The organism is Pseudoduganella sp. GW821-FHT11H04, assembly GCF_058807935.1.
This window is the reverse complement of sequence record NZ_JBXARE010000001.1, coordinates 258,779-273,017: the sequence shown is the minus strand read 5'-3', so window position 1 is coordinate 273,017 and position 14,239 is coordinate 258,779. Positions and strand designations below refer to the sequence as shown.

Annotated in this window: 17 protein-coding genes and 1 pseudogene; 5 read left to right on the top strand and 13 right to left on the bottom strand. The window is 62.2% G+C overall.

Annotated elements, in window-relative coordinates; all coding sequences use genetic code 11:
* Positions 1 to 25 precede the first annotated feature (25 nt).
* Positions 26 to 772, top strand: coding sequence for a sulfite exporter TauE/SafE family protein (locus tag AC1RTP_RS01300; RefSeq protein WP_498604172.1), 747 nt, complete (start codon positions 26 to 28; stop codon positions 770 to 772).
* Here AC1RTP_RS01300 and cueR read toward each other — a convergent pair.
* The 3 genes and pseudogenes from cueR to AC1RTP_RS01285 all read right to left on the bottom strand — a co-directional run.
* Positions 734 to 1,153 (bottom strand): annotated as a pseudogene (gene cueR / locus AC1RTP_RS01295) (Cu(I)-responsive transcriptional regulator); the annotation flags it as partial. The gene AC1RTP_RS01300 and the pseudogene cueR sit on opposite strands and share 39 nt — an antisense overlap.
* A 3-nt stretch (positions 1,154 to 1,156) precedes the next feature.
* Positions 1,157 to 3,346 (bottom strand): heavy metal translocating P-type ATPase, encoded by a 2,190-nt coding sequence (locus tag AC1RTP_RS01290; RefSeq protein ID WP_498604171.1) that lies wholly within the window; start codon positions 3,344 to 3,346, stop codon positions 1,157 to 1,159.
* A gap of 81 nt (positions 3,347 to 3,427) precedes the next feature.
* Entirely contained in the window at positions 3,428 to 4,063 is a 636-nt protein-coding gene (locus tag AC1RTP_RS01285; RefSeq protein WP_498604170.1) for a hypothetical protein, read from the bottom strand.
* 153 nt (positions 4,064 to 4,216) lie between these two features.
* Between AC1RTP_RS01285 and AC1RTP_RS01280 the strand changes: the two genes are divergently transcribed.
* Both AC1RTP_RS01280 and AC1RTP_RS01275 read left to right on the top strand, forming a co-directional pair.
* Positions 4,217 to 6,043, top strand: coding sequence for a GspE/PulE family protein (locus AC1RTP_RS01280; protein ID WP_498604168.1), 1,827 nt, complete (start codon positions 4,217 to 4,219; stop codon positions 6,041 to 6,043).
* Positions 6,040 to 6,432 (top strand): VOC family protein, encoded by a 393-nt coding sequence (locus tag AC1RTP_RS01275; RefSeq protein WP_498604167.1) that lies wholly within the window; start codon positions 6,040 to 6,042, stop codon positions 6,430 to 6,432. Before AC1RTP_RS01280 ends, AC1RTP_RS01275 begins: the two co-directional genes overlap by 4 nt.
* Here the strand turns inward: AC1RTP_RS01275 and AC1RTP_RS01270 are convergent.
* From AC1RTP_RS01270 to rpsF, 9 genes are all read right to left on the bottom strand, one after another.
* Complete coding sequence (locus AC1RTP_RS01270; RefSeq protein ID WP_498604166.1) at positions 6,429 to 7,391, bottom strand: GNAT family N-acetyltransferase; 963 nt, start codon at positions 7,389 to 7,391, stop codon at positions 6,429 to 6,431. The two genes, AC1RTP_RS01275 and AC1RTP_RS01270, sit on opposite strands and share 4 nt — an antisense overlap.
* Positions 7,379 to 7,939, bottom strand: coding sequence for a helix-turn-helix domain-containing protein (locus AC1RTP_RS01265; protein ID WP_498604164.1), 561 nt, complete (start codon positions 7,937 to 7,939; stop codon positions 7,379 to 7,381). The genes AC1RTP_RS01270 and AC1RTP_RS01265 overlap by 13 nt, the downstream gene beginning before the upstream one ends.
* Before the next feature lie 77 nt (positions 7,940 to 8,016).
* Positions 8,017 to 9,027 (bottom strand): inorganic phosphate transporter, encoded by a 1,011-nt coding sequence (locus AC1RTP_RS01260; RefSeq protein ID WP_498604163.1) that lies wholly within the window; start codon positions 9,025 to 9,027, stop codon positions 8,017 to 8,019.
* 15 nt (positions 9,028 to 9,042) lie between these two features.
* Complete coding sequence (locus AC1RTP_RS01255; RefSeq protein ID WP_498604162.1) at positions 9,043 to 9,669, bottom strand: DUF47 domain-containing protein; 627 nt, start codon at positions 9,667 to 9,669, stop codon at positions 9,043 to 9,045.
* A gap of 66 nt (positions 9,670 to 9,735) precedes the next feature.
* Entirely contained in the window at positions 9,736 to 11,127 is a 1,392-nt protein-coding gene (locus AC1RTP_RS01250) for a replicative DNA helicase (protein WP_498604878.1), read from the bottom strand.
* A 96-nt stretch (positions 11,128 to 11,223) separates the two neighbouring features.
* Positions 11,224 to 11,676: a 50S ribosomal protein L9 gene (rplI, locus tag AC1RTP_RS01245; protein ID WP_498604160.1), complete on the bottom strand. Its 453-nt coding sequence runs from the start codon at positions 11,674 to 11,676 to the stop codon at positions 11,224 to 11,226.
* Positions 11,677 to 11,710: 34 nt separating this feature from the next.
* Positions 11,711 to 12,001 carry a 30S ribosomal protein S18 gene (gene rpsR / locus AC1RTP_RS01240; protein ID WP_028104935.1) on the bottom strand — a complete coding sequence of 97 codons (291 nt, stop codon included), beginning with the start codon at positions 11,999 to 12,001 and terminating at the stop codon, positions 11,711 to 11,713.
* A gap of 30 nt (positions 12,002 to 12,031) precedes the next feature.
* Positions 12,032 to 12,325, bottom strand: coding sequence for a primosomal replication protein N (priB, locus tag AC1RTP_RS01235; RefSeq protein ID WP_028104934.1), 294 nt, complete (start codon positions 12,323 to 12,325; stop codon positions 12,032 to 12,034).
* A gap of 18 nt (positions 12,326 to 12,343) precedes the next feature.
* Positions 12,344 to 12,724, bottom strand: coding sequence for a 30S ribosomal protein S6 (rpsF, locus tag AC1RTP_RS01230; protein WP_028104933.1), 381 nt, complete (start codon positions 12,722 to 12,724; stop codon positions 12,344 to 12,346).
* Positions 12,725 to 12,880: 156 nt separating this feature from the next.
* On the opposite strand from rpsF, the gene AC1RTP_RS01225 reads away from it, so the two are divergent.
* Together AC1RTP_RS01225 and AC1RTP_RS01220 are read left to right on the top strand one after the other, a co-directional pair.
* Complete coding sequence (locus AC1RTP_RS01225) at positions 12,881 to 13,390, top strand: hypothetical protein (RefSeq protein ID WP_498604159.1); 510 nt, start codon at positions 12,881 to 12,883, stop codon at positions 13,388 to 13,390.
* A 44-nt stretch (positions 13,391 to 13,434) separates the two neighbouring features.
* Positions 13,435 to 13,764 carry a DUF4351 domain-containing protein gene (locus AC1RTP_RS01220; RefSeq protein ID WP_498604157.1) on the top strand — a complete coding sequence of 110 codons (330 nt, stop codon included), beginning with the start codon at positions 13,435 to 13,437 and terminating at the stop codon, positions 13,762 to 13,764.
* Here the strand turns inward: AC1RTP_RS01220 and AC1RTP_RS01215 are convergent.
* Entirely contained in the window at positions 13,753 to 14,202 is a 450-nt protein-coding gene (locus AC1RTP_RS01215) for a hypothetical protein (protein ID WP_498604156.1), read from the bottom strand. The two genes, AC1RTP_RS01220 and AC1RTP_RS01215, sit on opposite strands and share 12 nt — an antisense overlap.
* Positions 14,203 to 14,239: the final 37 nt, after the last annotated feature.

Below are 14,239 nucleotides of genomic sequence, written 5' to 3'. Positions count from 1 at the left end.
CGAAAGGCTTGGCTATAATGGTCCGATGCCTGAACTCCACACCATCTTACTGCTTGCCGCAGCAGGACTGTTTGCCGGCACGCAGAATGCGTTGGCTGGCGGCGGTTCCTTCATCACCTTCCCTGCCCTGCTGCTGGCGGGCCTGAACCCGGTTGCCGCCAACATGACGTCGACGGTCGCCATGTTCCCGAGCCAGACCACCTCCGCCATCGCCGGCCGCAAATTCGCGGAAGGCGTGAGCGGCTTATCGTTCACGCAACTCTTCACAATCAGTATTGTTGGCGGCATTTTCGGCGCCATCCTGCTTTGGATCACGCCACCGACCTTCTTCGCCAGGCTCGTGCCATGGCTGGTGCTGTTCGCGACCTCGATGTTTGCCTGGGGCGCCTTCCGCCGCCAGCCAATCCACGCGGCATCCAGCATGCCGAAACCGGTACTGGCCACGATCCAGTTCTGCATTGCGGTCTATGGCGGCTACTTCGGCGGCGGCATCGGCTTCCTGATGCTGGCCGCGCTGACCATCGCCGGCCAGCAGATCCGCGCAGCAACCGCCACTAAAAATATGCTGGCAATGGCGATGAACGCCTCCGCCACGCTGATCTTCGCCTTCTCGGGCATGATCAGCTGGGCCGCTGCCCTGGCCTTATGCGCCGGTGGTATTGCGGGCGGGCTTCTGGGTTCGTGGCTGATCTACCGACTTCCCCCGCAGCTGATGCGTATCTTTGTCGTGATGGTGGGCGCAGTGCTCACCGTGTACATGTTCCTGCGCTGATCCCAGCGTTTGCAGGATCGGGCAATCGGGACGGTCGTCGCCGTGACAGGTTTTCGCCAGGCTCGCCAGCGTGTCGCGCATTTCGGTCAGCTCCACGATGCGCTGGTTCAGTTCATTCACATGGCTCATGGCGATAGTTTTCACGTCCGCACTGGCGCGGCCCGTGTCCTGCCATAGCGACAGCAGGTCGCCGATCTGCTCCAGCGAGAAGCCAAGGTTGCGCGCGCGCTTGATGAAACGCAGCGAGTGCAGGTCCTTCTCGCCATAGATGCGATAGCCACTGTCGGTGCGTGCAGTTTCCTTCACCAGGCCGATGCTCTCGTAGTAGCGGATCATCTTGGCGCTTACGCCGGATGCGGCGGCGGCTTGTCCGATATTCATTGCTTACTCCTTCGAAGGTTGCCAGCGGCGCAGCAGCAGTGCATTGCTGATTACACTGACCGAGCTGAATGCCATCGCGGCGCCGGCCAGCAGTGGATTCAGCATGCCGAGTGCTGCCAGCGGAATCCCCGCCACATTGTAGATGAAGGCCCAGAACAGGTTCTGGCGGATCTTGCTGAAGGTGCGATTGGAAATGTCAATAGCGTCGGCCACCAGCAGCGGTTCGCCGCGCATCAAGGTGATGCCGGCTGCGTTCATGGCGACGTCCGCGCCGGTAGCCATGGCGATGCCGACGTGGGCCGCCGCCAGTGCTGGGGCGTCGTTGATGCCATCGCCGACCATGGCGACACGCTTGCCTTCAGCCTTCAGTCTTGCGATAACGGCGGTTTTATCTGCGGGCAGGAGGTTGGCCTCAACCTGGCCGATGCCGATCGCCTGCGCTACGGCTTGCGCACTGCCCTGGTTGTCGCCGGTCAGCATGACGGTGGCGATGCCGCGCGCATGCAGGCGTTCAACCGCGGCGCGGGCATGGGGCTTGGGCTGGTCGGCGAAGGCCAGCAGGCCAAGCAGCTTCGCCCCGCCTGCGCCTGCGCTGGCGGCGGCCAGCCAGGAGATCGTGTGGCCCTGCGCCTCCAGTTCTGCCGCGCGCTGCTGCAGCGGCGCCAGGTCGACGCCGCGTTCCGCCATCAATCGCCCGCTGCCCAGCAGCAGATCCAGGCCGTCGACTTGCGCCGCCAGCCCCCGCCCCGCCAGCGTCGTCACAGCGCTCGCCGTCAGCGGCGGCAAGCCGCCAGCGGCAGCAGCCTCCGCGTCGAGAACTGCACGGGCCAGCGAGTGTTCGCTGCCGCGCTGGATAGCGGCAGCCAGTTGCAAGGCACGCTCGCGCCCTACGCCGTTCGGCAACAAGTGCGCCAGCACCGGTTTGCCCTGCGTAAGCGTGCCCGTCTTATCGAACACCACCGTATCCACCTGACGCGCCATTTCCAGCGCCTCGGCGTCCTTAATGAGGATCCCATGCCGCGCCGCCACGCCGGTACCCGCCATGATCGCGGCCGGCGTCGCCAGCCCCAGCGCACACGGACAGGCAATCACCATCACCACCACGGCATTGATCAAGGCTTGCTCGGCGTCGCCCGACGCCATCCACCAGCCGACGAAGGTCAGCGCCGCGATCACGAGAACCAGCGGCACGAACACCGCCGCCACCTTATCGACCAATTTCTGCACCGGCGCCTTGGCCGATTGAGCATCTTCCACCAGGCGGATAATCCGCGACAGCATGGTCTCCGCCCCGGTCGCACTGGTGCGCACCAGCAGCAAGCCCTCGCCATTGATTGCACCGCCGGTCACGCGGTCGCCCTCATGCTTGGCGACCGGCAGGCTCTCACCGGTAATCAGGGATTCATCGACGTGGCTGGCGCCATCAACCACCTCGCCATCTACCGCCACACGCTCACCGGCGCGGATCACCACGATATCGCCCACCCGCACCTGCTCGATCGGCAGGTCGGCATCCGATTCGCCCTCACGCCGTACGCGCGCCGTCGCCGGCCGCAAGTCCTGCAAGGCGCGGATGGCGGATGCCGTCTGCCGCTTGGCGCGCGCCTCCAGCCACTTGCCCAGCAACACAAGCGTCAATACGACAGCCGACGCCTCGAAATACAGATGCGCCATGCCGTGCGAAGGCGACAGCGCCAGATAAACGCTCAAGCCGTAGGCCGCCGAAGTCCCCAGCGCCACCAGCAAATCCATATTGCCCGCGCGCGCCTTCACAGCCTTCCAGCCGGCGCGATAGAAGCGCGCACCAAAGACAAATTGCACCGGCGTCGCCAGCAGCCATTGCAGCCACGCCGGGATCATCAAGTGCACGCCGAACCACTCCGCCACCATCGGCATTACCAGCGGCGCCGACAACATGGCGGACAAGATTACGGCCAGTCCCTCCGGAATGCGGCGCTCCGCATCGACTGCAGGAGCGGCCAGTTCGCTGGCGGCATAACCGGCCTTGCCAATGGCCTGCTGCAAGGCGGCAAACGCCACCGGCGAATCAGAGTCGACGCGCGCTGTTTCGGTCGCCAGGTTGACGGCGGCATGGGCCACGCCCGGAACGGTGGCCAGCGCCTTTTCGACACGGCGCACGCAGGACGCGCAGCTCATGCCTTCAATACGGACGGTTTGCTGGAACTGACTCATGGAATACTCCTCGCCTATGCTCTGGCGACCAGTATCAAGTATCCCATGATGGGAAGGTCAAGCAGTATTTTTAGAAGCGTTTTACCAGGTATAGCCCATGCGCAGGGTCAGGCGGCTGCGGTCGTCCTCCGGCATCTGCTCGGAACGCACCACCCGTCCATAATCAAGCTGCATGCTGGAGCGCTTGCCCGTCAATATCCTCATCCCTATACCCATGCTGCCAATGCGGCCGCTGCGCAGCTGCCCGGCATAGTTGCGGTTGTAGCGGATGTAATTGCGGTCGTAGAACATCAGGGCGCGGCAATTGCGCAGCAGGGTCGCGCACATATTCGGCGAATACAGCTCGAGATTGCTGCCTATGCCGCCGTCGCGCAGCACATCGCGGTCACGCATCATATTGAGGGAAGTAAACACCGTCGGCGCCAGGGTATCCTGCAAGGTCAGGTCGCCGGAGTTGTACTGGGTATTCAGGCTGGCCCGCACCTGCCAGTCGCGTGGCAATGACTGCGTCATGGTCGCAGCCATGCGTAAGGTGACGTTATTGCTGTTGGGGTTGCCCGGCCAATCGGAGAGTTTCATCTGGCTCGCGCTGAGGTCGAAAACAGCGGCTGGCGCTCGCTCACGCTCCCGTTCCGCTCGCAGGGGATCGGCTGCAAGGTTTCCACAGGCGATGGCCAATGCGGCCATGCCAACCAGACGAGGCGCGGGGCTTTTCATTTTCGTTCTCCCGGCAATCATCCTGCTTGTTTAAGGCGAGATGGCCAAAGTGACAGCTATATTTTACTCCCGCCAGGGCCCGCACGGTTGAGTGTTGCTTATTTGGCGCTATCATTGACAAACTTGGAAAAACGACAAGATAAGGGATGTGCTGTGAGTGATACAGAGCAATTGCAGCTATACCGTAAGCTGCAGGAAGTCAGCACGCGCGTACACGCCGCGCGTGGGCTCGACGGTTTAATGTCCAGCGTGCCGGCCGACTTATGCCATCTGTTCGAATGCGAGCGCTGCCAGTTGTTCGTGATGGACCAGGAGAAGGATTACCTGGTGTCGCGCGAATTGCGCGTCGCTGTCACGCCCGGCAGCATTCCCGGCTATGTCGCGTTGACCCAGCAAGTGCTGGACATCGGCGATGTGTACGATGAAGCGCAGCTGCGCGACATCTCTCCCGACTTGCAATTCCAGCGCGGCCTTGACCAGCGCACCGGCTATCGCACCCGCCAGGTGCTGGCCGCGCCCATCGCTGACGCGCAAGGCAAGGAGCTGCTGGGCGTGATCCAGCTGGTGAACCCGCGCAGCGACCTGCCCTTCAGCGCGCTGCAACGCGAATGCCTGCAAGCCCTGTGCGAAACGCTGGCCGTCGCACTGGCCGCGCGCCAGTCGCCGCGTTTCGCAGCCAGCGCCGGCGTCGGCGCCGCCAAGCCTGCCCGCACGCACAACGCCGCCGATGCCGATGCCGCAGCCGCCCTGGCAGACAAGATCATCACCGAGGCATGCCGCCTCGATGCATCCGACATCCACATCGAACCCCACACCGCGCGCGGCGTCTCGGTACTGCGCCTGCGCCGCGATGGCGCCCTCCTGCCCTACGCCGACGCAGCACTTGACCTGCATGCCGCCCTGGTGGCGCGCCTGAAAACCATGTGCGGCCTGCCTGCCACGCCAGCCGGGCATCCGGTCGAAGGCAAACTGCTGTTCCGCGAATTCAGCCAGCTCGATGTGGAGCTGCGCGCCACTTTCATCCCTTCCGCCGGCGGCATGGAGGACGTGGTGCTGCACCTGCTTAGCAGCGGTGCGCCGATCCCGCTGGATCGCCTGGGTATGGTGCCCGCCTTGCAGGACAAGCTGCGCGCCGCCATCGACACCACGCACGGCCTGTTCCTGCTATGCGGTCCCGCAGGTTCCGGCCGCACCACGGCCCTGCATTCGCTGCTGCTGCAGCTGGAGCGCCCAGACGCCAAGGTATGGACCATCGAGGAGCCGGTCGAGATCCTGCAGCCCGGCGCCCGCCAGGTGCCGGTGCAGCGCGAAGCTGGCACCGGCTTCGCCGCCGCCCTGCGCGCTGTGCTGCACGCTGATCCCGACCAGGTAGCGATTGGGGATATGCGCGACAGCGAGACTGCCGCACTAGCCATCGAAGCTGCGATGAACGGCCGCATGGTGCTTGGCTGCCTGCCCACCGGCAGCAGCACCGATAGCATCAGCCGCCTGCACGAAATGGGCAGCGAGCGATTCGCCATGGCCGATGCCCTGCTTGGCGTGCTGGCCTTGCGCCTGGCCAAGCGCCTGTGCGAGCACTGCAAACTCGCCTACCAGCCCGGCGAGGCTGAGCTTGAACTTCTGCTGGCAGAATACAGCGAGGAGTTACAGAAGTCCGAAGCCTGGCGCGCCGATCCGCGAGCGGCCAAGCTGCGCATCGTCAACGGCTGGCGCGAGCGCCACGGCGAGGCGCGCGGCGGCTTTACGCTGTACCGCGCCGTCGGATGCAAGGAATGCAGCAAAGGTTATAAGGGCCGCATCGGCCTGCATGAATTGCTGGTGCCGGGCGAGCACACGCGCCAGCTGGTACGCGAACGCGCCAGCCCGCCGCAACTGCGCAATGCCGCGCTGGCCGAGGGCATCCGGACGTTGAAGATGGATGGCATCGAGAAGATACTCGCCGGGCTGACAGACGTGAAAGCTGTAAGGGGCGCTTTATGATTTCGCACGTATTCATCGGCATCAGCGATTTCGCCGCCGCCTACCGCTTTCATGCGGCCGTGATGGCGGCGCTCGGCCATGCCCAGCGCTTCTGCGACGAAAGCAAGCCCTGGGCGGCCTGGCAGCCGGCCGGCGGCGGACGTCCGCTGTTGATCATCGGCCGCCCTTACGACGGCTCTCCCGCCGACCCTGGCAATGGCCCGATGACTGCCTTGCTGGCGCCATCGCGCGCGGCAGTTGATGCCGCGCACGCTACGGCGCTGGCCAACGGCGGAAGCTGTGAAGGCGCGCCAGGCCTGCGTCCGCACTATCACGCCAACTATTACGGCGCTTACTTCCGCGACCCCGATGGCAACAAGATCGGCGTCTGCTGCCACGATCCTGTTTAAAGCGTTTTCTCGAAACAGGCGGCAGCGGGATTGCCGGCGTAGCGGCCGAAGTTCTCGATTCGCTGGTATCCGTGCGCCAGGTAGAACTGCACGGCGCGTGTGTTGACCAGCCGCGTCTCCAGACGCAGCGCGCGGTATCCGATGCGGCGCGCCTCCGCCTCCAGCCAGACCAGCACTGCGCTGCCTATACCCTTGCTGCCGGGCCGAGCGTACATGCGCTTGATTTCCGCGACGTTCTCGCCCATGGGCCGCAAAGCTCCGCAACCAAGCGCTTTTCCATGCGGGTCGCGCGCTACCGCAAAACGACCGGCCTCGCCGCGGGCATCGGCGACGCTGAACTGGGTGCGGCGGCTGTCGCCTGTAATCGCCTGCAGCGTCGCATCCAGCTCCGACATCAGCGCCACCGAATCCGGTTCACCCGGATCGGCCGCCGCCACGTGCGGCAGCAGCTTGTACATGAAAGTCGTCGCGCCCAGGCGGCCATCGGGCATGGTGGCGTACTGCGGAATCTCGCCGCATCGCTCGTAGCCAAGCTTGAGATACATGCTTTCTGCCGGCTCGCCGCTGCAGGTGTCGAGCACAATCAGCGTACGGCCCAGCGCGCGTGCATGTGCCTCGGCGCTCAGCACCAGCGCCTGCGCCAGCCCCCGGCGGCGCGCACGCGGATGCACCAGCATCTTGGACAGCTCGGCGCGGTGGCAGCCATTCGGCATCCCCGCCAGCACCAGCTGCAAGGTGCCGTCAACGCGCCCATCATCGCCGCGCACCACGAACAGGCGCCGCTCACCGCGCTCCACTGCGCCGTGCAGGCCAAGCCAGAAGGCGCGCGACTCCTCATGCGGGAAAGGCAGCTCGAAGCCGACGCTCGCCCCGGCCAGCACGCAAGCGCGCAGCACCTCGGCCAATTCATCGGCATGCGCCAGCAAGCCGGCGCCATCCAGTTCGTTTATGGTTCGCATATCGCAATCAGGTAATGGGCCTCGCCAGGGCCAGGACAGGAAAAGCGCGTCGCGCCATACAAGTGAAAGCGCAGGCAATCGCCAGGCTGCAGCCGATGCGTTACGCCGTCGATGGTGTAGTCGAGCACCCCTGACAGCATCCACATATGCTGCTCCAACCCCCGCATCGGCGGCTGGGCGTAATCGATCAAAGCGCCCGCTGGCAGGCGCCCTTCGATCATCTCCGCCGCAAAGCCGCGCGCCGGCGGCGACACCATGCGTCGCACGAAGCCGGTGGACGGATCATGCCACTCCGCTTGCTCGGCGCGCCGGATCAGCTGCACCGGCGCCTGCTCCACTTCCGCGATCAGGCGCGACATCGGCATGCCATACACGGAGCACAGCTTGCCCAGCATCTCCGCCGTCGGACTGGTTTCAGCGCGCTCCAGGCGCGACAAGGTAGCGCGGCTGATGCCGCTCTGCGTGGCCAGTTCTTCCAGCGACAGTGCGCGCTCCTCGCGCAACAGCGCCAGACGCCTGACCAGCCGGTCTTCAAATGAATTTCCCATATGAGAGACAATATCTCAAATATGAGACGAGCACAACGAAAAAAGGGAGGCCGCAGCCTCCCCTTTTTTAAAATCATTTACATGATCTTGGTACCGAGCCACCAGAAAATCGCACCGACGAAGGCCGATGCAGGGATGGTGAATATCCACGCCCAGACGATATTGCCAGCCACACCCCAACGCACAGCCGACATTTTCTGCGACGAGCCCACGCCGACGATAGCGCCGGTGATGGTGTGGGTGGTCGACACAGGCACGCCCAGGAAGGACGCCATCAGCAGGGTGATCGCACCGCCGGTCTCGGCGCAGAAGCCGCCCACCGGTTTCAGCTTGGTGATTTTCTGGCCCATGGTCTTGACGATACGCCAGCCGCCGAACAGGGTGCCGAACGAAATCGCGCCGTAGCAAGCGATGATGACCCAGACCGGTGGCGATGCATCCGTCGCCGCCACGTGGCCCGAAGCGATCAGCAGCATCCAGATGATACCCATGGTCTTTTGCGCGTCATTGCCGCCGTGGCCCAGCGAATAGCCGGCCGCGGAGACCAGCTGCAGGCGACGGAACCAGGTGTCGACCTTGCGCGGCGTCGATTTAACGAACACCCACGACACGATCAGCATGATCAGGGAACCGAGCACAAAGCCGAGCAGCGGCGCCAGCACGATGAATTCCACGATGGTAATCAGGCCTTTGCCGATCAGCGCGCCGGTACCGGCTTTGGCTACCGCTGCGCCCACCAGGCCGCCGATCAGCGCGTGCGAGGACGACGATGGAATGCCGTAGTACCAGGTGATCACGTTCCAGATCACGGCGCCGCACAGGGCGCCAAAGATCACATAGTGGTCCACCACATGCGGATCGATCGTGCCTTTACCGATGGTTTGCGCCACCTTCAGGCCGACGACGAAAATCGCCACGAAGTTGAAAAACGCCGCCATGGCTACCGCGGTCTGCGGCTTCAGCACGCCGGTGGAGACCACCGTGGCGATCGCATTCGCGGCATCATGGAAGCCGTTCATGAAGTCGAACACCAGCGCCAGGAAGACCAAAGCCGACAGCGCGTAGATGCCAATTTCCAGGTTGTTCATGGAAGTAGTCTTTTCTTATGCGTTTTCGACGATGATGCCTTCGATGATGTTGGCAACATCTTCGCAGCGGTCGGTCACGGTTTCCAGGATCTCGTAGATTGCCTTCATCTTGATCAGGTTACGCACGTCCGGTTCGTCGCGGAACAGCTTGGACATTGCAGCGCGCATCACGTGGTCGGCGTCCGATTCCAGGCGGTCGATCTCTTCGCAGATGCCGACGATCTTGGAAGCGTTGTTCATGTTCGACAGCAGGGCCACGGCTTCTTTCACTTTTTCGCAGCATGCCAGGACCAGTTCGGCCAGGCGCTTGGCTTCCGGAGTCACGGAGTGCAGGTCGTACAGGGACACGGTCTGTGCGGCGTCTTCCATCAGGTCCAGGATGTCGTCCATCTTGGTGATCAGCTTGTGGATGTCGTCGCGGTCCAGTGGGGTGATGAAGGTCTTGTGCAGCAGGTCCACCGCCTGGTAGGTGATCTTGTCAGCCTGCTTTTCGAGACTTTCAATAGCGTGCACGCGATTTTCGAGGTCGTCGAAGTTAGCCATCAGGCCCAGCATCTCTTTGGCGCCCTTCACGCACAGATCGGCGTGCTGGTTAAACATGTCAAAGAATTTGCCCTCCGAGGGCATCAAGCGTCCAAACATTTTTGTTCTCCGTTGGTTGATTCGTTGGTACTGCAGCATAGCCACCCAGCGTGGCCAGCCTGGTAATCAATCGCCTTGGTAGATCGACAGGTTACCGGTGTAATTGCCAAACTTGGTGTACGCACCGATCCAGGTCAGGCGGATCGCCCCGATTGGACCGTTACGCTGCTTGCCGATAATGATCTCGGCGGTGCCTTTATCCGGCGAGTCTGGGTTATAGACTTCGTCGCGATACAGGAAAATGATCACGTCCGCATCCTGCTCGATAGCGCCGGATTCGCGCAGGTCGGACATGACGGGACGTTTATTGGGACGTTGTTCCAGCGATCGGTTCAGCTGGGAGAGTGCAATGACGGGGCAATGCAGCTCTTTGGCCAGGCCCTTGAGGGAACGCGAGATCTCGGAGATCTCGGCCGAGCGGTTGTCGCCCGGCTGGCTGCCCTGCATCAGCTGCAGGTAGTCGACCACGATCAGGCCCAGCTTCCCGCATTGGCGGGCCAGGCGGCGCGCACGGGCGCGCATCTCGATCGGGTTCAGTGCCGGGGTCTCGTCGATGTAGACCTGGGCATCATTCATTTTCTGGATGGCGTGCGTCAGGCGCGGCCAATCCTCGTCGATCAGTTTACCGGTACGCAGGCGGTGCTGGTCCAGCAGGCCGACGGAACCCAGCATACGCATCGCCAGCTGCACGCCGCCCATCTCCATCGAGAACACGGCGACCGGCAGGCCCGCTTCCACCGCCACGTTTTCGGCGATATTCATCGAGAATGCGGTCTTGCCCATGGAAGGACGGCCGGCCACAACAACCATGTCGCCCGGCTGCAGGCCCGATGTCATCTTATCCAGATCGGTCCAGCCGGTCGGCACGCCGGTGATTTCGGAGCCTGAATCGCGCGAATACAGTTCGTCGATACGCTCCACCACCTGAGTCAGCAGGGGCTGCACCGGCAGCCAGCCAGCTGCGCCGCGAGAGCCGGCTTCGGCGATGGCGAAGATCTTCGCTTCCGCCTCGTCCAGGATCTGCTTGACGTCCTTGCCTTGCGGGCTGAAGGCGTTGCCCGACACTTCATCGGCCACGGTGATCAGCTTGCGCAGCACGCCGCGGTCACGCACGATTTCCGCATACCGGCGGATATTCGCGGCCGACGGCGTATTCTGCGCCATGGCGTTCAGGTAGGCCATGCCGCCCACCTCGTCCGCTTTGCCCAGCATGCTCAGGGCCTCGAACACGGTCACCACGTCGGCCGGCTTGCCCGAGTTAATCAGGCGGACCATCTGCTCGAAGATAATGCGGTGGTCGTAGCGGTAGAAGTCTTCCGCATTCATGAAGTCCGCAATACGGTCCCACGCCGCGTTGTCACGCAACAAACCACCGATGACAGATTGCTCTGCCTCGATCGAGTGCGGCGGAATGCGGAGGGAATCGACTTGTGGGTCGGACTGGGGTGCGGCGTTCATGGCGCGCATTATACCTGCTTCGGCAAGCCGGGAATAATCCCTGAAAATAAAAAAAGCCGGGCGAACCCGGCTTTTTTGATGTAGATACGACGCTGATTAAGCAGCTTCGCCAACTACGGCAACGGTGACTTCCACCACGACGTCGGTGTGCAGTGCCACGGCAACTGGGAACTCGCCGGTGGTCTTCAGAGGACCGGTTGGCAGGCGCACAGCAGCTTTTTCCACGGTGAAGCCAGCTTTCGACAGGGCTTCAGCGATATCGAAGTTGGTCACAGAACCGAACAGACGGCCGTCAACGCCGGCTTTCTGCGATACGGTTACGGTCATGCCGTTCAGCTTTTCGCCTTGGGCTTGAGCAGCAGCCAGCTTAGCAGCAGCAGCTTTTTCCAGTTCAGCGCGCTTGGCTTCGAATTCAGCAACAGCAGCAGCGGTAGCACGACGTGCCAGCTTCTGAGGGATCAGGAAGTTACGGGCGTAGCCGTCTTTCACTTTCACCACGTCGCCCAGGTTGCCGACGTTAACAACTTTTTCCAAAAGGATGATTTGCATATTATTTCTCCAGGATCTCTGATCTGATCGCTAATTAAGCGTGGTGCAGATCGGTGTACGGCAGCAGGGCCAGGTAGCGGGCGCGCTTGATCGCGGTGTCAACTTGGCGCTGGTAGTGCGCCTTGGTACCGGTCAGGCGTGCTGGCATGATCTTGCCGTTTTCCTGGACGAAATCTTTCAGGGTGTCTACGTCTTTGTAGTCCACTTGCTCAACGTGAGCTGCGGTGAAGCGGCAGAACTTCTTGCGCTTGAACAGTGGGTTTTGTTGCTTGCGCTTTTCTTTCAGCTTGAGCTTGTTTTTGTCGAACTTTTTACCGAATGCCATTTTAGGCTCCTGTATTTAAATGTGCGCTGTTTAGACAGCACGAAAATCAATGATGTGAAACACCAGGGTTCTGCTATTGCGGTTCTTCTTGGCCAGGAAGCCGGTGAACTCGTACAAGCCTCCAAGGGGCGCCTGACTGAATCGTTTCGACAGTTCTCCTGCGGCGACCGCAGGAACTTCAAACTCGGTCAGTCGGGCAATGCCTGCCTCTGTCTGCTGCGAACTGTGCTGCAAGCTTGCATTCACAATCGGCAGGCCGGCGGGGGTGTAACGAATTTCATCCCGTTCGGCGATCAGGGCGGTAACCCGGAGCTGGTTGTACAGACCGTCTCCTGTCAGGAATTAGGCCGCTGCAGGAGCTGCTGGGGCTTCGGCGCGATGGCTCTTGGCCGCGTCTTCACGCTGAACCGACTTCATCATCGGCGAAGGAGCGGTTTCCGCTTTCTTCATCTTGACGGTCAGGTGGCGCAGTACGGCATCATTGAATTTGAATGCGGTTTCCAGCTCAACCAGGGTTTCGTTGTCGCATTCGATGTTCAGGCAGATGTAGTGTGCCTTAGCCAGTTTCTGGATCGAGTAAGCCATTTGACGGCGGCCCCAATCTTCAACACGGTGTACGTTACCGCCGCGCGAGGTCACGCTGGCTTTGTAACGTTCGATCATCGCGGGCACTTGCTCGCTCTGGTCCGGATGGACGATAAATACGATTTCGTAGTGACGCATTAATAACTCCCTTAAGGACTGTGAATATAGCCCACCCCGGCGTCAAGACGGGTGTGGGAAGAGGTAAGCCCGCAAGCATAGCAGGTTTTGCCCACCGGCTCAAGGTTTACTGATGGCGCGCAAAGCCCGCTACCCCGGGCGCTGGCATGCTGGGACATGGACCAGTTCGACGCCGCCTGGAAGCTGTTGGCCGGGAACCACCCCGAAGGTTTCCTGCGCCTGTTCGCCCCAGACCTCGCCTCCCAGATCGACTGGAGCCGGCAATATTGTCTGCCCGATCACGAACTGCCCCCGCCGACACCGGATTCCGCTGCCGCTGCCCGGCATCCCGACATCTTGCTGCTTGTTTCCCTGCTGGACGGCAGCCCTGCCTGCCTCCATATTGAAATCCAGTGCAGCCGCGATGAAGGTTTCGCCCAGCGTATGGCGATTTACCGCAGTCGCCTGCAAGACCGCTTTGCCATGCCGATCATCAGCATCGCCCTGCTGGCCGATCCAGGTCTGCGATGGCGGCCGTTACGGCCGTCGCAATCGCCACGCACCTGCTTGCATTGCAGACCCGCCGCTCAGTCGAGCGCCGCCGGGCCGCCAAGTTGCGCTTACTGCGTCAACTTTTTGCAGGCAGTTGGAATGTGCGGGAACTTTCAGACCTGCGGCAAGTCATAGATCTGATGATGCCAATACCAAGGACATGGCAAACGGAGACAACCATGGAAATCTACGAACTGATCGAAGCCGACCAGCATGCTGACAAAAACAGTTTTGCTTACATGATGTGGGAGCTGACAGACCGTCGAGGACGAATAAAGGGAAGGATTCAAGGGCTTGCTGAAGGCCGTGCTGAAGGGCGTGCTGAGGCGCGCAGACGTTTGGCAGCAATGGTGGAGCGACAACTCGAGGCCCGCTTCGGCAAACTACCCGAATCGGTTCGCAGCCCCATGCGCGACGCGAACCCGGAGCAACTGGAACAGTTGGCCCTGGCGCTACTGAGGGTGAGGACGCTGGATGATGCCTTGGTGATCTCCGGACTAATCGCCTGAGGCCGCGCCTTGCGCTTGCGCGGCGCGGGAAGACTGCAGGATGCCGGTCAGGAAACCGAGCCCGGCCGCAAGCCAGATGCAGGACGCGACAACGTCAAACGTCCACAGACGCTCGGGGAATTTGTAGAGGTAAGGCACAACCAGCAGCCCGCGCAGCAGGCAGATCGCAGCGATCGTGCCCTGCGCCATTTGTGCAAACGGCAGCCAGTGCAGGCGGCCCGCACCGGCCAGCGCGTACAGGGAGCAGATGAACATCAGGGCCCCAATGAGCGCAGCACCAGCAGGCGCGAACCAGGTCCCAGCGTGGGCGGGAGCGACAACCTTAGGCGGCGCCTGCAGGAAGGCGTACCACTCCGGCCCCAGCCAAGGCGCGGCGAAATGGATTACTGCACCAAAAAGCGAAATCCCCGCCGCCAGCAAGAAAGCAAACCGTCCCATCCTGCCCTCCAATGGTTGTCGAATCGACATTAAGCCG